Below are 16,849 nucleotides of genomic sequence, written 5' to 3'. Positions count from 1 at the left end.
CCACCACCCACCGCAACCGTCCGCCCACCCGGGGCGGCGCCCGGGGGAAGGCTTTCCGGCCGGTCGGTGCCGATCCGCTTGCGGTCACGTGACAGGATCGAGGAGTACGCCGTAACTGATGAGGAGTGACTCCCGTGGCCGAAGAGCTGTACGCGACCCTGCAGACGACGAAGGGCGATGTCGTCATCAGGCTGTTCCCCGATCACGCGCCGAAGACGGTGAGCAACTTCGTCGGGCTGTCCGAGGGCACCAAGGAGTGGACCGACCCGCAGACCGGTCAGCCCAGCAACGCCAAGTTCTACGACGGCCTGACCTTCCACCGGGTGATCGACGGCTTCATGGTCCAGGGCGGCTGCCCGCTCGGCACCGGCACCGGTACGCCGGGCTACGCCTTCGACGACGAGATCCACCCGGAGCTCCAGTTCGACCGGCCGTACCTGCTGGCGATGGCGAACGCCGGCATCCAGTACGGCCGCGGCACGAACGGCTCGCAGTTCTTCGTCACCGTGGTGCCGACGCCGCACCTGAACCGCAAGCACACCATCTTCGGCGAGGTCGCCGACGACGAGTCGAAGAAGGTCGTGGACGCGATCGCCACCGCGAAGACGGCTCCGGGCGACCGGCCGATCGAGCCGATCGTGATCAACAACGTCGTCATCGAGCGCAAGAACGCCTGATCAGTTCGCGGGCCGGGCGTTGCGTGAGCAACGCCCGGCCCGCTCTCTCTCGTTGGGGAAGGACCTGCCCGCCGTGACCGAGACCGTCTGCTACCGGCACCCGGATCGGCCCGCCGGGGTTCGCTGCCAGCGCTGCGACCGGCCGATCTGCCCGTCCTGCATGAACAGCGCCGCCGTCGGCTTCCAGTGCCCGAGCTGCTTCAACGAGGGCGTGAAGTCGGTGCCGCAGACGCGGACGTCGCTCGGCGGCGTCCAGCGCGGCAACCCGCAGGTCGTCACCATCGTCCTGCTGGCGCTCAACGTGCTGGTGTTCATCGCGGTCCGCACCGGCAGCAGCCGGATCGTGAACGACCTGGTGCTCGTCCCGGCGCTGGTGGACGTCGAGCCGTGGCGGCTGTTCACGTCGGCCTTCACCCACCTGCAGATCTTCCACATCTTCGCGAACCTGTTCATGCTCTACCAGGTCGGCCCGCCGCTGGAGCAGATGCTCGGCCGGGTCAGGTTCATCGTGCTCTACCTGCTGTCCGCACTCGGCGGCAGCGTCGCGGTCTGGCTGCTGTCGGCGCCACTGTCGGCGACCCTCGGCGCTTCCGGTGCCGTCCTCGGCCTGGTCGGCGCGCTGCTGGTGATCAGCCGCGCCCGCGGCATGGACGTCACCTGGATCCTGGCCTACGTCGCGGTCACCGCGGTCATCTCGTTCCTGATCCCGAACATCTCCTGGCAGGGCCACCTCGGTGGGTTCGTCACCGGTGCGGCCGTGGCCTGGCTGTTCCTCCAGGACGTCAAGCGCCGCCGCAACAGGCGCGCCCGCACCTGAGCCGGCACCTCCTCGGACCGTTCAAACTGAAACTAAATGGCCTAGGCCACAATTTCCGATCGGTTCGGTGAACGGCCATGACCACGGGGCCCGACGCTCGTCGTACCGGATGACGTCCCGACGGGGGACCTGAGCGGTAAGGACATCCAGGATGAACTTGTGCCTGCCTCAGCGGTGGTCGCGGTGAGCCCGCGCGCGATCGACAAACGAGCCCGCCCCGGGAACGAAGGCCGCTCCACGTCAGCGCATCATCAAGCAACTGTCGCCGAACTCGTGCCACAGGTAGCCACGGTCCAGAGCGGCGTCGTACGCCCGCTGGACGGTGTCGCCGCCGACCACGGACTCCAGCAGGAGCAAGTGGGACGCCTCGGGGGCGTGCATCCCGGTGACGAGCCCGTCGACGACGCGGACCGGGTGCTCCGGGCCGAGGACAAGGTCGGTCCAGCCGTGGGAGGCGACAACTGAGCCGTCCGGGGCGGCAGCCGACTCGATGGCTCGCACCGCGGTCGTGCCGACCGCGATCACCCGGCCGCCGTTGGCGCGCACCCAGGTCACCAACCGAGCCGTGTGCGCTGGTACGTCGTACCGCTCGGGCAACGGTGGCTCGTAACTCTCCAGCGAGGACACACCGCAGTGCAGCAGGATCGGCGCGATCAGCACGCCTTGTGACGCGAGCTGACTGACGAGCTCGAAGCTGAACGGCCTCGCCGCACTGGGCATCTCCGCGCTGCCCGGCTCGCGCGCGAATACGGTCTGGTACGACGCGAGCGGCCACTGCTGACCGACGTACTGGTAGGTGATCGGTCGGCCATGCCGCTGCAGATACCCCAGTACGTCGGGCGCCGGCGGCTTCGCGATCCACAGCCGGCTCGAATCCGCCTGGTACGGCGACAGCAGTGTCAGCACGCCCTCCGGCAGTTCCACCCGGTCGCCCGCCGTACCGCCGAACATCGGTGAGCCGCCGTTGCGCAGTTCGACGACCCAGGTGCCGTCGTCGAGCGCGGTGGAGAAGTGCACGACGACGGGTGCCACACCGGTTCCGGAGATCCACGAGCCGTCGACCGCGGCAGGCAGTGTCCCGGACGTGTTGACCAGCAACAGGTCGCCCGGTCGAAGGTGGTCACCGATCCGGTCGAACCGGGTGTGCGTGACGGTCGACCCCTCCGCGACCAGCAGCTTCACCTGGTCCCGGGAGAGACCTCTCGCCTCGGGTGGTTCGGTGGCGTTCAGCGAGTCGGGCAGGACGAATCTCGTGCGGGGCTGCACCCTCACGACGTCACCGCCGGTGCGAACTCCGCCGCCCGGTAGCGACCGCTCTTGGGCCGGCTGTCCAGCAGTTGCAGGAACGCCGGTACGACGGCCGCCGGCTCCGGCCGGTCCGAGATGTCCTCGTCGGGGAAGGCCGCCTGGTGCATCGCCGTCCGCAGGTCACCCGGATCCAGGGCGTAGATCGACAGCGACGGATGCTCGGCGGCCAGTACGGCGGTGGCGTGGTCCAGAGCCGCTTTGGCCGAGCCGTAGCCGCCCCAGCCTTCATAGGCCTCGACTGCCGCGTCGGAGCTGATGTTGAGCAGCACACCGGACGACCCGACGAGTTCCGGCAGCAGTGCCTGGGTCAAGCCGATCGGTGCGACCACGTCGACCTCGTAGACGCGCCGCAGCTCGTCCAGGTCCGCGACACCCAGGTGCTGCAAGGGACTCGGGCCGAGGTAGCTGGCGTTGTTGACGAGCAGGTCGAGCCGGCCGAGCTCGACGACGGCGTCGACCAGGTCGGCGCGGTGTTCGGGATCGGTGACGTCACCCGCGAGCGGGACCACGTCGGTGCGGTCGGCGAGGGCGTCGGCCGCGTCCTTGAGGGCATCCGCGCCGCGGGCGTCGATCACGAGCGCCCAGCCACGATCGGCGAGGCCATGGGCGAGCGCCAGCCCGAGGCCGGCGGACGCACCGGTGATCAGAGCGACCGGACGGTTGGAGGATTCAGGAGTCATGCCCCCTACCGTCATACTTCAAGTTAGCTTGAGGTCAAGAGCACTCCTGGACTCATCACGCCCTCGGGGTCGAGCACCTTCTTCACGGCCTGCAACGCCTCCACCGCCAGCGGGCCGATCTCCTCGGCGTAGGCCTCCCGATGGTCCGTGCCGACGCCGTGGTGGTGGCTGATCGTTCCGCCGGCAGTCGCGATCGCGTGGTTCGCCGCGGACTTCGCCGTACGCCACTGGGCGACCGGATCGTCCGTCTGCGCCGAGATCACCGTGAAGTAGAGCGACGCCCCGGTCTCGTACACGTGCGACACATGACAGAGCACGAGCGGCGGCGTGCCCTGGTCCGTCAACGACTTCACCAGTGCCTCCGTCACCGCGGCCTTCAACTCGGGCAGCCGCGACCAGAAGCCGGCGGTCTCGACCGTCTCCACCAATGCGCCCTCGTCCAGCAGGGGGTCCCGCAGGTACGGCGCCCGGTAGCGCCCGGCCCGCCAGGTCTCGCCCGGACCCGCACCCAGGTTCTGGCCACCGGCCGCGGTCAGCACCTCGGCCGTGGTCGGGTTCTGCGGCCCTTCGAACCCGACGATCGCCAGGACGCCACCCGATCCGCCGCCGAACACGTCCGGGTCGGCCAGGTTCACCGCGGTCTCGGCCTCGTCCGACAACCGCAGCACAGTCGGCAACGGCCCGTCCTGCGCGAGCCGTCGGATGGCGGCCAGTCCGGCCGCGAAGTCCTCGAACCGCCAGCCCTCGAAGTGCCGCTCCGCCGGTCGCGGCCGGATCCGGACGACGACCGACGTGATGATGCCGAAGGCACCTTCCGACCCGAGCACCAGTTGCCGCAGATCCGGGCCGGCCGCGGACATCGGCGCACGGCCGAGCTCGATCGTGCCGCGCGGCGTGGCCAGCGTCAGCCCGACGACCATCTGGTCGAACCGCCCGTACCCGGCGGACGACTGACCGCTCGAGCGCGCGGCCGCGTACCCACCGATCGAGGCCCCCTCGTAGGACTGCGGAAAGTGCCCGAGGGTGTAGCCGCGCTCGGCCAGCAACGCCTCGGCCGCCGGACCGCGTACGCCGGCCTGCAACGTCGCCGTCCGCGAGACCTCGTCGATCTCCACCAACTGGTCGAGCCGGCCCAGGTCGACGGTGACGAACCGCCGATCGGCCGCGAGCCCGCCGACGACCGACGTACCGCCGGAGAACGGCACGACGGCCAGGTCGTGCGCCGCGCAGGCAGTCAACAGGGCCTGGACCTCGTCGTGCGAGGCCGGGTAGACCACTGCGTCGGGCATGTCCGAGGTGTCGCCCGCCCGGTGCCGCAGCAGGTCGGGAGTCGAGTAGCCGCGGGTGTGCGCCCACCGGGCATCGAGGCCGGTCGCGACATGCTCCGCGCCGACGACTCCGGCCAGGACGCCGAGCTGGGCGGCCGTCAGCCCGGGACGGTCCGCCGGCTTCGCGGGCGCGGCGGCAGGGCGCCGTACGCCGAGGTGTTTGAGCGCGTCGAGGGCGGCGGCGGGTAGCTCGACCGGGTGGGCAGGATCGCCCCAACGGCCCGGCGTGAGATCGACCACCGGCAGGTCCGACTCGGTCATTCTGTGCTCCCGATCGCTGGGTTCGAGGAGTAGCGTCCGGGTGAGGTGGAACCCCCTGGCTCCCATCTCACCCGGACTGTTCCAGGATGCCGGAGTCGCTGATACACTCCGACGTGTGATGTCTCAGCGTAGCAGCGAGTCCGTACCGGGAACAGGGCAGGAAACAGAGCCCGAGACGAGCGCGCGGCCCACGCCCGCGAACGCCATCGGCGAGGAGCGGATCCTGGACGCGGCCTACGAGCTGCTGCTGGCGATCGGCATGCGCCGGATGACCATGGCCGACATCGCCCGGCACGCGGAGGTGTCCCGCGCGACCCTCTACCGCCGCTGGCCGAACGTGCAGGCCGTGGTCGCCGCGCTGATGACCCGGGAGTGGACCACCGCGCTGATGTCCGCCTTCCAGCCGGACGCGGTGGACGGCCGGGCGCGGCTGATCGAGGGCGTGGTCGAGGTGGTCGCGCAGACCCGCGTGCACCCGTTGATGCGCAAGATCATCGAGCTCGACCCCGAGTTCCTGACGCCGTACCTGCTCGAGCGCCGCGGCAGCAGCACGGTCGCGCACCTCGCGCTGGTCGAGGAGGGCCTCAAGGCCGGTCAGGCCGACGGGTCGATCCGGGACGGCGACCCGGTCTGGCTGGCCCGGCAGATCATCCTCGTCTCACTGGCGTCGGCCGTGTCCGGCCCGGTGATGGCGAGCCCCGACGAGTACCCGAAGCTCGACGAGGAGCTCCGAGCGATGCTCACCCGGTACTTGACGCCATGACCGACCGGGGCGGTGGGGCGGCGAAGGCGTTCAGGACAGTGGGCAACGCCAGTCTCAATGCGGTTCGCCGGAGCCGCGAGCTGGAGTGGCTGGACTCGGCCGGCAAGGTCGACGTCCTGGTCGTGGGCGGCGGGGTCACCGGCGCCGGTGTCGCCCTAGACGCGGCCGCTCGCGGCCTGACCGTTGCCCTGGTGGAGAAGCACGACCTGGCCTTCGGCACCAGCCGGTGGAGCTCGAAGCTGGTCCACGGTGGGCTGCGCTACCTCGCCTCCGGTCACGTCGGCATCGCCTACGAGAGTGCGGTCGAGCGCGGCATCCTGATGAAGACGACGGCGCCGCACCTGGTCCACCCGGTACCGCAGATCGCGCCGTGGCTGCCGCACGCGAGGTTCGCGCAGGCCGCGCTGCTGCGGAGCGCGTTCCTCGGCGGCGACGTCCTGCGCACGGTCGCGCGGACCAGCGACGACTACCTGCCGCACTCTCGCCGGGTCAGCTCGGCGGAGATCCTCCGGTACGCGCCGACGCTGCGACCCGAGGGGATGCGCGGCGGCTTCCTGACCTGGGACGGGCAGTTGTACGACGACGCCCGGCTGGTGGTCGCGATCGCCCGGACCGCGGCCCTGTACGGCGCCCGCGTGCTCACCCGGGTGGCGGCCACCGACGTCACCGGGCGCGGCGCCGTCCTCGTGGATCAGCTGACCGGGCAGCGGCTGCAGGTGGACGCGTCGGTGGTGATCAACGCGGCCGGCATCTGGGCGGATCAGGTTGCCTCCGGCATCAAGCTGCGGCCGAGCCGGGGGACGCACCTGGTCCTGCCGCAGTCGGTGTTCGGCGGGTTGTCCGCGGTGCTGACGGTGCCGGTGCCGGGGGAGTTGCGGCGGGTGGTGATGGCGATCCCCGCGCCGGACGACCGGGTGTACGTCGGGCTGACCGACGAGGACGCGCCCGGGCCGGTCAGCGACGTACCGCACGCGACCGAGGGAGAGATCGACTTCCTGCTGTCCACGATCAGCGCGGCCGTGCAGGTGCCGTTGACCCGGTCCGACCTGCTCGGGACGTACGCCGGGCTGCGGCCGCTGCTCGACACCGGGCACCACAAGGGTGCGGACAAGACAGCGGACATCTCCCGGCGGCACGCGGTGATCACGAGCCCGGACGGCCTGGTGACGATCGTCGGCGGCAAGCTCACGACGTACCGGCGGATGGCGCAGGACGCGCTCGACAAGGCGCTCTCGCAGTCCGCGCTGGACGTACGCCGGCCGTGCCTGACACACCGGATCCCGCTCGTGGGAGCTGCTGACCGCGTGCAACTGGCGGCCGTGCGGGCGCCGGCGCGGTTCGTGCAGCGCTACGGCATGGAGGCGCCGGAGGTGATCGCGGGACCGCCGTCGTTGCTCGAGCCGATCGCCCCCGGGCTGCGGACGACGTACGCCGAGCTGCGGTTCGCAATCCGGCACGAGGGCGCGCTCGCGGCGGACGACATCCTGGACCGGCGGACGCGGATCGGGTTGTCCGCGACGGATCGCGAGTTGGCGCTGCCCGCTGTCCGGGACGCCTTCGCCGGGGTCTGACGTATTCACCTGTGGATGACGGGTTGATCGCTCCCGGGCCTGGGTTAACTTGGCTGCGAGGGGGTGAAGGACAGGTGACGCAGCAGTACCCGATGCCGTACCCGGTGCCGTACCGGCCGCCTCAGCCCGTGCCGCCGCGGTACCGGCCGCTGAAGAAGATCGCGATCGTCAGCATCGCGCTGATGGGACTCACGTCGGTGGCCGCCGTGGTCCAGGCCGCGCTGATGTGGAGCGCGTACGACGAGGTCAAGCGGTTCGTGTACGGGCTGCTCTCCGAGGAGGAGGTCGACCGCGCGGTCGGGTCGATCGCCGGCAGCGGACCGCTGCTCAACCTGGTCGGCTACCTGCTGATGGGGACGGCGATCGCGTTCCTGATCTGGCTGTGGCAGGCCCGGGAGAACACCGAGTTCCTGCACTCACCGCTCGCGCCCCGGCCGGTCGTCCAGGACCGCCCGCCGCACCGGCACGCGAGCGGCTGGATCGTCGGGGCGTGGTTCTGCCCGTTCATCCAGTTCTGGTACCCGCTGCAGATCGTGCAGGACGTCACCGCCGCGAGCGAGCCGCCCGACGAACGAGGTGCGTCGGAACGTGGCCCGATGCGGACCTTGCTGTACGGCTGGTGGGCGACGTGGACCGGGTTCTGGGTGATCCTGGTCGGCGGTGGCGGCCTGGCGTTCCTGGCCTTCATCGTCTGGATCGTCCGATTGATCGACGCGGCCGACACCGCGGACGCGACCGGCGACTACGTCGACATCTACGACCTGCAGGACTTCATGGTCCGGGTCGCGCTGGCGGTCACCATCGGCTTCACCGTGGCGACGCTGTTCCTGATCGTCGCCGCGGTCGCCGCCTCACTGCTCCTCCTCCGGGTCACCCAGTGGCAGCACGGCCAGGCGACGATGCCGCCGGCCGGCGCGATCGCGCCGCCGCCCGAGCCACCGCAGTACGCGCCTCGCTACCACAGCCCCGGCCCGACGTTCCCGACGTACGGCCCGCATCAGAGGTAGGCGAGGACGGCGGTCGCGTCGTCGTACCTCTTCCCGCGGACGGCGTCCGCAGCATCGTCGTGCTTGCGGACCCGCTCGACCAACGCCCGCGGCCCTGCGGCCGTGAGTACGTCGACCAACTCGCTCCACGAGTGGCCGTAGCGCTCGACGTACCTGGAGGCTCCGTCGGTCAGTACGCCGACCACCTCGACGTCGGCGCGGTCCGTCGTACCGGTGACTGCTGCGTAGGCCGCCTGGGGGTCGGTGCTCGCAACCCAGAATCCGCCCGGCCGGTTGCGGAGTCGCCGGACGGTCTCGAACGTGTAGTCCGGCAGCAGGTCGATCCGGTCGTCGCTGTGGACGGTCAGCGAGCCGTCGGGTGATCGCAGCACGACCGGCGAGTCAGCGAGGACCAGGTGGTCGACGCTCTCGCCCCGCACTCGCACCATCGCCACGGTGGACGACGGGCTGTCCGGGTTGGCGAGGTCGCAGGTGTCGGCATGGCCGATGCAAACTGTCGTGATCGCGTCGGCGAGCAGGTCGGCGAGCGGCGCAGCCGATCCGCCGAGCAGCGGCACCGCGAGCTGGGCACCGAGTCGCCCGACCAGCCACGCGACCGTGTGCAGGCAGCCGGAGTCGACACCCTTCCCAGCTGTGGCGCCGTCGAGCACGACCACGAAGTCGGGCCCGCCGATCACCAGATCCTCGTTCATCGCGGGTGGACGCCGATCGGGCGCGGGCTGACTGAACGAGCGGATCTCCACCCGCCCAGTCTCCCCTCGGGCAGTGTCCTATCCGCGGCTTGCCCAACTGTCGGCGAGGGACTGTTCGAGGGAGATCTTCGGCGACCAGCCGAGGTGTTCGGCGATCAGGCCGGTGTCGGCCTGTTGCCAGGTGGCTCCGCGGACAGTGTCCGGCTGGGCCTCCTCGACGATCCTGGCCGGCTGACCACTCAGCTCGAACAGCTGACCGGCGACGTCGCGGGCCAGGCTGGCACGACCGGTGCCGACGTTCAGGACCGGTGGCAGCTTGGTGCCCGTAAGAGCTACTGCCAGCACCGCCTCGGCGACGTCGCGGACGTCGACGAAGTCCCGCCACACGTCCAGCGACCCGGCCTCGATCGTGTGCCGCGACCGGAGGTCCCGGATGACGCGCCCGGTCAGCGTGCTCTCGGGTGCGTCCGGGCCGATCACGTCGAAGACCCGCAGCACGACCGCGTCGGCGCCGTGCCGCTGGGCGCGGAGGACGAGTTCGGAGCCGGCCAGCTTGGTCAGCCCGTACGGACCGGCAGGGCGCGGCTCGGCCTGTTCGTCCTGGCTGGTCCCCTGCGGCGCGCCGCCGTACTCGGCGGCCGAGCCGAGCTGGACGAAGCGGGCATGGCTCGCGTTGTCGTGCGCCGAGGCGAGCAGTGCCTCGACGGCGATCACGTTGGCCCGGACCAAGGTGGCGACATCGCCCAGCGTGGCACCGGCCGCGTTGACGATCACGGTCGGCTTGTACATGCCGATCTGGGTGTCGAGCGCGTACGGATGCATCGCGGCCAGGTCGCACAACCGGTGCGGCTCGCCCCGGCTCCGGCTCAGACCGCGGTACGCCACCCCGCGCTCGGCGAGCAGTGCGCAGATCCTGGCGCCGAGAAAGCCTCCCGCGCCGAACACCATCACCCGCTCAGTTCCGGTCACTCCTCCATCGTGCGGCCCGTACTTGTCGGTCCGCTGAACGTTCTCCGTCGTACCGATCACAATGCACCCGCCGGGACGCCCGGGACCGTGTCGGTACGGCGTGGCAGGGTGAGCAGCTCACGACACCTGATCGACAGGGGAGAGCCATGGCTGACCGCGTCCACGGACGACCGGCGACACCGACCGAGTCGACGATCCGCGACTGGGACGACGCGGACCCGTCCGGCGTAACCTACCGCAAGGTGTTGTTCGTCGATTCCGACCTGACCGAGGTGGACAACCGCGGCGGGGTGTTCGAGGAGTGCACGTTCCGCGGGGTCCGGTTCAACGCCTCCACGCACACCGACGCCGCGTTCGTGAACTGCACGTTCGTCCGTTGCTCCCTGTTCGACACCACGATCACTCGATGCAAGTTCGTCGGCAGCTTCTTCGACGACTGCACCTACAACCTGCTGAAGGTGTCCGGCGGGGACTGGTCGTTCGCCGGGCTTCCGGGCGCGGACCTGCGCGGGACGGAGTTCAGCGGGGTGAAGTTCCGCGAGGCGGATCTCACCGGTGTCCGAGCGGCCAAGGCTGTGCTGCGCGACCTCGACCTGTCGGGTGCGTCCCTCCACCGGGCCGACCTCACCGCCGCCGACCTCCGTGGCTCGGACCTCTCCACCCTCGACCCGCTCACGGTCGAGCTCAAGGGTGCCCGGGTCGATGTCACCCAGGCGATGGTCATCGCTACCTCGCTGGGCCTGGACGTCCGGCCCTGACCTGTGGATATCTCCTCGTAACGGCGTCGGCATCCCCTGTTTCATCCACAACCTGTGGATAACTATCCGGATAACCTCGTACCCGCTCCGTGTGCTTCTCACCGCGCCCGGGCGATCTGCCGGAGTCCGTTCGCCGGTTTCGTGACCGGGACCGGCTGGGTTTGAGGCGGCGACTGCGGGAGCAACCGACCTCGGCGGTGCCGCGCCGGTGGCCGACCTCGGGCGACGAGCATCGCGCCATGGTCGACGACGTACGGGCCGGGGATGAGCCGGCGCCTGCGGGTCAGGGTCTGCAGACCGGCGGCCAGGCCGACCCCGGCGACGACGCCGAGCGTGTTCGCGATCAGGTCGTGGAGTTGGCAGGACCGGCCGAGTTGGGGGAGGAGCGCCTGGATCGCCTCGACGGCGGCGGACATCCCGATGCCGGCCGCGATCCCGTCGGCCGGGCGGCCACCGGACAGTGTGAGCATGCCGGCGACCGGAACGAACAGGAGCACGTTCAGCAAACCCTGGATGGAGGTCAGGCCGCCGGTCGTGGTCAGGTAGGTGCCGCACTGACCGATCTGCCCGAGCCGGTGCGCGGTCGGACTGAGTGTCGCCGCCAGCACCAGCGCGCACGCGGCCGGGAGGCAGAACGCCGCCAACCGTGGAGCCAGGTCGCCGGGCCGCCGCAACGACGACAGGGCGATCGGCACAGCCATTCCGGTCAGAACGAGCCAGGTGTCCAGCAGGTGGGGAATGCCGCGATAAGTCTCGAGCACGCGTCCGGAGCCTCCCGTGGTCGACGGCCTGACCCGATTGCTTCCTCGTCGATGTCGCTTCCTCACCCGACAATCAGCCGACCGCTCCCGCGCTCGCCAGGCCTGTCCGGACATCTGCACGCACCCGCAAACCCACCGTGACAATCCGTGCGCAAACTGTCACGGAAGAAAGGTGCTTAAGGCAACGATTATTTGCTGGCCGGGCCGGGCACGGCCTGGTCAGCCGACGCGATGGTCGCTGTCCAGCCGGTCACTGACGACCATGAAGCCCGGGGCTCGGGTGGCCGTGATTGGTGGGCGTGAGGTTCGGCAACGCCTGCGGAGCGACCCCGTCGCCGGGTAGAAGATCGCACGCGCCTGGACCGAAGGCGGCCGACACTCCAGGCTTGCTCGCTGTGTCCCGTTCGTAGGGGTTGTTGAACAATTCTACCGAGCCTCGGGTCACCGCCGGTGCCGGGCCACCGCGTCGGCGCTCGCATCCTGACCGTCCGCGCGCAGACCGGCGATCACGCCGTCGATGTCGGCGTCCGGCCGGTTCTGACTGAGCTTGAACTTCGCCGCGACCCGGGTGATCGCGATCTCCACGCCGACGATCGCGCGCAACTGCCCGGCGACGTACTTCTCCGGTGCGTGGTCCACTGACCACGGCTCGGCCCGGCCCGCTTCGTGATGATCCGACAGCCGTCGTACGACGTCCGCGACCCAACCGGGATCGTCGTACACGGTCATCGCGCCGTACACGTGGGCGGTCAGGTAGTTCCAGGTCGGCACGACCCGGCCGTGCTCGCGTTTCGACGCGTACCAGGCCGGCGAGACGTACGAGTCCGGACCCCGCATGATCACCAGCGCCTCACCGATCACGGTTTGCCGCCAGTGCTCGTTGTTGCGGGCGAAGTGTCCGAGCAGCACGTTCCGCGATCGGTCGTAGACGAACGGCAGCATGGTCGCCACCAGACCGTCGGAGGTCATGGTCACCAGGTCGGCGGCCCCATGGTGGGTGAGCAGGTGTTGCACCGCCTCGTCGTCGGCGGCGAAGTGCGCGGGAACATACATCGGCGATCCTCGTCTGTGTGAACAGCGACAAGTCTCACCGGACCGGGTCGGGGACCGACAGAGCCAATCCGCGCGGGCTTCGTCAGTCCACTCCGTGACTGACCTCGTGCTCCCACTGGTCTCGCGGCTGGTGGTGGAGTCGCAAGTAGTGATCGGCGATGTCGTCCGGGTCGTACGCCGGCCTTGCCCATCGACAGGCTCACGTTTCGGGCTTCGGCTCCGGCATGCCGCCGGTGATGATGAACGATCCGCTGCCGCGCTCGACCATCGCCGGTACGACGTGTGCCGCGGTGGTGATCGCACCGACCACGTTGACCGCCCACGCGTCCAGGTGCTGCCGAGCGGTCAGATCGCCGACCGCATCCGCCTGGATCATCGCCGCGTTGTACACCACGACGTCCGGTACGCCGTACTCCGCGACCACCCGGTCGAGCGCCGTCCGCAAGCCGGCCTCGTCCGTACTGTCAGCGGTCAGCGCGAGCACCTCACCGGGGACCCCGTCGGCGACCGCCTTCACGGTCTTCTCCGTCCGCGCGATCAATCCGACCTTCGACCCGGCCCGCGCGAACCTTCTCGCCACCGCCGCACCGATTCCCGGTCCGCCCCCGACAATCACGATCCTTGACATGCCAGGACCGTAAACCCTGACACTGGTGTCAGAGTCAAGCCATGACTCAGCGCCTGAGTTCGGCGGCGTTCTCGTAGTCGCGACGCCAGTCACCGGTCGGCGGGAGGATGACCCGCTCGACACCGGCCGCCTCGTAGGCCTCGAGCGGCACGTCCGGCCGGGGCGCGACCACGGTCGCCTTCAGCGGCGCCCGGTCGTGCTGCTCGTTGATCCGGTCCAGGGCGGCCGCAACCTCGTCGGGTGACAGCGCGATCGTCGCCCAGCCGTCGGCGTACCGGGCGGCGCGCCGGAAGGCCGCCTTGCCGTTGCCTGCGACAACGATCGGCGGAACGTCCGCGCCCGGTGCGATCGCCGCCTCGGTACCGTCCGCGAGGGTGACCGCCTTGCCGGCGACCAGCTCCGGAAGGACCGCGAGCGCCTTGTCGGTCAGTCGCCCGCGGTCGGCGTACGGCACGCCTGCGGCGCGCCAGCCGATGTCACCGTGCGCCGGGTTCCCGGTGCCGACACCGAGCACGATCCGGTTGCCGGACACGTGTTGCAGGGTGCTCACCTGCTTCGCCGCCCACGCCACCGGCCGCAACGCCAGCAGCATCACGTTGAAACCCACCGTGATCCGCTCCGTCACCGCGGCCGCGGTCGCCAGCACCACCGAACTGTCCAGCATCGGCGCACTCGCGATCAGGTGATCGGTCGACCAGACCGAGTCCAGCCCGATCTCCTCGGCGAACCGCGCACTCGCCCGGACGTCCCCCAGGATCGCCCGCCCCGGCTCCGGTGAGGACGTCGGCAGGATCACTCCGATCTCAACAGTCATACCGCAGCCAACACGACGGCCGGGTTGGATGTTCCTCGGTGTGCGGACAGCCTCTGGCGGCTAGTGCTTCCAGGGTCGTCGGCGTGACTCCGACGCCACCCACCTGTTCACCTTGATCTCACCGGCGAACTGCAATCGAGTCGATCGCCTCCCACTCCAGCACCCGGACCCGAACTGACTCCCGCCCGTCGAGCCACGCCCGCAGCAGCCGGTGCACGCCATCGAGGATGGTGAGGTGCCCCTCCGGCCGCCGTACCGCGTCCAGCGGATACCGCAGTTCTGTCGCCATCGTCCGCGCGTACTGCTCGGCGTAGCGCCCGGGGTCAGCCGCCACCTGCAACGGCGTCACCTGGAACGGTCGGCCACCCAACGCCCAGAACGGCAACTCGAGCTGCCAGGCCAGCTCGGCGACGGGCTGTTCGACGACCGGTAGCTCCAGCGCCCACAGCAACCGCTGATCCCAATGAAAGTCGAGGATCACGTCACGCAACTCCCGCGGCAGCTCCGCCAGCAGCGGGAAGGGCCGCCTGTTCATCCGTCCTTCCTGTGGTGATCCCAGGTCACGGCGGCGGCGACGAAGCTGCGGCCCGCGAGAAGGATCTGACCGCCGATCTCCGCGGCCAGCTGGTCGGAGGTGAGGTAGCGCTTGTAGATCCGATGCCGGGATCCGTCGTTCAGGACGCGATCGGTCCACTGCGCCGGCTCGACGCCCGGCCGCAGGGCGGTGTCGATCACGATCAGCCCGGCGGCCACGCGCCGTACCTCGGCAAGGAAGACCGCTCGCTCGTCTGCCGGCAAGTGACCGTAGAAGTGGCCGGTCAGCACGCGATCGAAAGCACCGTCGGCGACCGGCAACCGCAGCGCGTCACCGACGACCACGCTGCCAGTCGGCACGCGCTCCCCCGCGACCCCGAGCATCGCCGCACTCTGATCCAGGCCGACGATCGCTCCGCGAAGATGCTGGGTCAGGAACCCGGTGCCACACGCGACATCAAGCGTCCGCGCGGGCGGCAACGCGCGCACGAGATCCACCAGCCGCGAGACCTCTTCGTGCCACCACGGCGGGTTGAGCTCGGCGTACCGCCCCTGGCCCAGGTACCACTCGTCGTACTCGCCGGCCCGTTGGTCGTAGTACGCAGCCGTCCTCGCGTCCCGCGCGAATGCTGGCATTCCACCAGTCTTACCCATCTGGACCTCTGCTGTAGAAGCCTTTTGCGGTACGGAGGACCGGCGCCGTCTCCAGTGTGTTCACGCCGGCCAAGCTTCCGACCTGCTCGGTGAGGTAGCGGTAGAGGTGCGCCGAGTCCGGGCAAATTACCTGCGCGACAAGATTGGTCAGCCCGGTGGTCACCGCGACGTACGAGATCTCCGGATGCGCGGTCAGGGCTTCCGCGGTCGTGACCAGCGCACCTGGCTGAACCACCATCCACAGCCGTGCCTCAACCTGGTGCCCCAGCGCCTCGGGCGGCACCTCCACGTGGAAGGTCAACACCCCGGTCCGGCGCAGGTGGTCGAGCCGCCGCGCGACAGTCGACTGCGACCACCCGGTCAGCTTGCCGAGCTCGGCGTACGTCGCCCGGCCGTCGCGATTCAGCCCGTCGAGCAACCGGCGATCCCGTGCGTCGAGAACAGCCCTCTGGTCCGTCGGCTCCGCGGCCGGGCGCCGCAGCCGTGCGACCTGCTCGGCGTCGAGCGCGTCGCCCGGGCCCCACCGCGGCGGCTCGAACGGCCCTGGCAGAACCTCATGCGCACTCACCCCGAGCACGCCGCGGTCCCACGGCAACTCCTCGACCAGCACCTGATCATTGCTCGACACGTGACCGCAGACCTCGGTGCCACCGGACAAGATCTGCACCCAGTACGTGTCCGGACGCCCGGCCACGGCGGCCGCCATCACCCCGGAGACGTCAAGCGCGCATCGGATCCGGATTATCCACAGCCGCTTCCCCAGCCGGACCCCGTCGGCAACCGCGACGACCCGCAGTACCCCACTTGCCCGCAACCGCCGGTAACGCCGGGCCACCGTGTGCTCAGAAACCCCCAGCACCTCCGCCACACCGCTGAACGCGACCCGCCCGTCCACCCGCAGCGCGTGCACCAGTCCGCGATCGATCGCGTCAAGTGTGACGTATCCAGCCACCAGCTGACTGTATCGCGCTAGATATCCCCAGCACTATCCACAAGTGTGCACAACTTCAACTCTGGGCGGCTCAGGTCAGCACGGGATCACCTGGCCGGCGATCGCATCGACATAGCCGGACCAGGCCTTGCGCGGGAGCTCGTGACCGACCTCGGGGACGACGCGCAGCCGTGCGCCCGGGATCTCGGCCGCCAGGCGAACGGCGTTCGCCGGGGGGAACAGTGGGTCCCGCTCACCGTGCAGCACCAGCGTCGGCGCCGTGATCTGCGAGAGCCGCTCGCGCCACCGCGGCCCCTGATCAGCGATCGGGTGGTTGGTCAGCGCGGCCCGGACATCCCCGGTGCGCCGCAGGAAGCTCCGGCAGACCTCCCGCACCGACGCCTCGTCGAGCAGCGGTCCGGCCAGCGACCGCTCACCCCCGACGAGATAGTCGAGTACGGCGTCGTCGTCCGACCAGTCCGGCTCGTCATCCGCCTCGGCCCATGTCTGCAACAGCCGCGGTGAAACCTCCGGCAGATCCGCGTCCGCCTGTCCGTGCCCGGTGGCCCGCGTCGACACCAGCACCAGCGACCCGACCCGGGACGGATGGTCCAGCGCGGCCAACTGACTGACCCACCCACCC

19 protein-coding genes are annotated in these 16,849 nt (G+C 70.0%); 6 read left to right on the top strand and 13 right to left on the bottom strand.

Features of this window, described 5'->3' with window-relative positions; translation table 11 throughout:
• Positions 1-134: 134 nt before the first annotated feature.
• Both E1218_RS28975 and E1218_RS28970 read left to right on the top strand, forming a co-directional pair.
• The gene (locus tag E1218_RS28975) at positions 135-677 is read left to right on the top strand and encodes a peptidylprolyl isomerase (protein ID WP_132325924.1); all 543 of its coding nucleotides are present in this window, start codon (positions 135-137) and stop codon (positions 675-677) included.
• Positions 678-750: 73 nt separating this feature from the next.
• Entirely contained in the window at positions 751-1,494 is a 744-nt protein-coding gene (locus E1218_RS28970) for a rhomboid family intramembrane serine protease (RefSeq protein WP_132325923.1), read from the top strand.
• A gap of 240 nt (positions 1,495-1,734) precedes the next feature.
• Here E1218_RS28970 and E1218_RS28965 read toward each other — a convergent pair whose 3' ends face one another.
• From E1218_RS28965 to E1218_RS28955, 3 genes are read right to left on the bottom strand one after another with little or no spacing between them, the layout of a single operon-like run.
• Positions 1,735-2,766: an S-adenosylmethionine:tRNA ribosyltransferase-isomerase gene (locus E1218_RS28965; protein ID WP_132325921.1), complete on the bottom strand. Its 1,032-nt coding sequence runs from the start codon at positions 2,764-2,766 to the stop codon at positions 1,735-1,737.
• Positions 2,763-3,482 (bottom strand): SDR family NAD(P)-dependent oxidoreductase, encoded by a 720-nt coding sequence (locus tag E1218_RS28960; protein WP_132325919.1) that lies wholly within the window; start codon positions 3,480-3,482, stop codon positions 2,763-2,765. The genes E1218_RS28965 and E1218_RS28960 overlap by 4 nt, the downstream gene beginning before the upstream one ends.
• A gap of 23 nt (positions 3,483-3,505) precedes the next feature.
• On the bottom strand, positions 3,506-5,071 hold the full coding sequence (locus E1218_RS28955) for an FAD-binding oxidoreductase (RefSeq protein ID WP_132325917.1): 1,566 nt from the start codon (positions 5,069-5,071) through the stop codon (positions 3,506-3,508).
• Between the two features lie 118 nt (positions 5,072-5,189).
• Between E1218_RS28955 and E1218_RS28950 the strand changes: the two genes are divergently transcribed.
• From E1218_RS28950 to E1218_RS28940, 3 genes are all read left to right on the top strand, one after another.
• On the top strand, positions 5,190-5,834 hold the full coding sequence (locus tag E1218_RS28950) for a TetR/AcrR family transcriptional regulator (protein ID WP_132325915.1): 645 nt from the start codon (positions 5,190-5,192) through the stop codon (positions 5,832-5,834).
• Positions 5,831-7,405, top strand: coding sequence for a glycerol-3-phosphate dehydrogenase/oxidase (locus E1218_RS28945; RefSeq protein ID WP_132325913.1), 1,575 nt, complete (start codon positions 5,831-5,833; stop codon positions 7,403-7,405). Before E1218_RS28950 ends, E1218_RS28945 begins: the two co-directional genes overlap by 4 nt.
• Before the next feature lie 74 nt (positions 7,406-7,479).
• Positions 7,480-8,412 carry a DUF4328 domain-containing protein gene (locus tag E1218_RS28940; RefSeq protein WP_132325911.1) on the top strand — a complete coding sequence of 311 codons (933 nt, stop codon included), beginning with the start codon at positions 7,480-7,482 and terminating at the stop codon, positions 8,410-8,412.
• Here the strand turns inward: E1218_RS28940 and E1218_RS28935 are convergent.
• The gene (locus tag E1218_RS28935; protein ID WP_233712544.1) at positions 8,403-9,155 is read right to left on the bottom strand and encodes a protein phosphatase 2C domain-containing protein; all 753 of its coding nucleotides are present in this window, start codon (positions 9,153-9,155) and stop codon (positions 8,403-8,405) included. The genes E1218_RS28940 and E1218_RS28935 overlap by 10 nt on opposite strands.
• 27 nt (positions 9,156-9,182) lie before the next feature.
• Positions 9,183-10,073, bottom strand: a complete 891-nt coding sequence (locus tag E1218_RS28930) for an NAD-dependent epimerase/dehydratase family protein (RefSeq protein ID WP_233712543.1) — start codon at positions 10,071-10,073, stop codon at positions 9,183-9,185.
• A gap of 146 nt (positions 10,074-10,219) precedes the next feature.
• Between E1218_RS28930 and E1218_RS28925 the strand changes: the two genes are divergently transcribed.
• Positions 10,220-10,831 (top strand): pentapeptide repeat-containing protein, encoded by a 612-nt coding sequence (locus E1218_RS28925; protein ID WP_132325909.1) that lies wholly within the window; start codon positions 10,220-10,222, stop codon positions 10,829-10,831.
• Positions 10,832-10,929: 98 nt separating this feature from the next.
• Here E1218_RS28925 and E1218_RS28920 read toward each other — a convergent pair whose 3' ends face one another.
• The 8 genes from E1218_RS28920 to E1218_RS28885 all read right to left on the bottom strand — a co-directional run.
• Positions 10,930-11,592 (bottom strand): VanZ family protein, encoded by a 663-nt coding sequence (locus tag E1218_RS28920; protein ID WP_165949463.1) that lies wholly within the window; start codon positions 11,590-11,592, stop codon positions 10,930-10,932.
• A 441-nt stretch (positions 11,593-12,033) separates the two neighbouring features.
• Positions 12,034-12,645 carry an FMN-binding negative transcriptional regulator gene (locus E1218_RS28915; protein ID WP_132325905.1) on the bottom strand — a complete coding sequence of 204 codons (612 nt, stop codon included), beginning with the start codon at positions 12,643-12,645 and terminating at the stop codon, positions 12,034-12,036.
• A 199-nt stretch (positions 12,646-12,844) separates the two neighbouring features.
• Positions 12,845-13,273 carry an SDR family oxidoreductase gene (locus E1218_RS28910; RefSeq protein ID WP_202866249.1) on the bottom strand — a complete coding sequence of 143 codons (429 nt, stop codon included), beginning with the start codon at positions 13,271-13,273 and terminating at the stop codon, positions 12,845-12,847.
• 46 nt (positions 13,274-13,319) lie between these two features.
• Complete coding sequence (locus E1218_RS28905; protein WP_132325903.1) at positions 13,320-14,087, bottom strand: LLM class flavin-dependent oxidoreductase; 768 nt, start codon at positions 14,085-14,087, stop codon at positions 13,320-13,322.
• A 118-nt stretch (positions 14,088-14,205) separates the two neighbouring features.
• The gene (locus tag E1218_RS28900) at positions 14,206-14,622 is read right to left on the bottom strand and encodes a hypothetical protein (protein WP_132325901.1); all 417 of its coding nucleotides are present in this window, start codon (positions 14,620-14,622) and stop codon (positions 14,206-14,208) included.
• A complete protein-coding gene (locus E1218_RS28895) occupies positions 14,619-15,257 on the bottom strand; it encodes a class I SAM-dependent methyltransferase (protein WP_165949462.1) in 639 nt (212 codons plus the stop codon). The genes E1218_RS28900 and E1218_RS28895 overlap by 4 nt, the downstream gene beginning before the upstream one ends.
• A 10-nt stretch (positions 15,258-15,267) precedes the next feature.
• Positions 15,268-16,227, bottom strand: a complete 960-nt coding sequence (locus tag E1218_RS28890; protein ID WP_202866248.1) for an Lrp/AsnC family transcriptional regulator — start codon at positions 16,225-16,227, stop codon at positions 15,268-15,270.
• A gap of 75 nt (positions 16,228-16,302) precedes the next feature.
• The coding region (locus tag E1218_RS28885; protein ID WP_132325895.1) for an alpha/beta fold hydrolase at positions 16,303-16,849 on the bottom strand (547 nt) is incomplete at its 5' end.

Origin of the sequence: Kribbella turkmenica, assembly GCF_004348725.1 — a bacterium.
Lineage (GTDB): Bacteria > Actinomycetota > Actinomycetes > Propionibacteriales > Kribbellaceae > Kribbella > Kribbella turkmenica.
The sequence above is the reverse complement of the archived record's forward strand: the minus strand, read 5'-3'. Positions and strand labels throughout refer to the sequence as shown.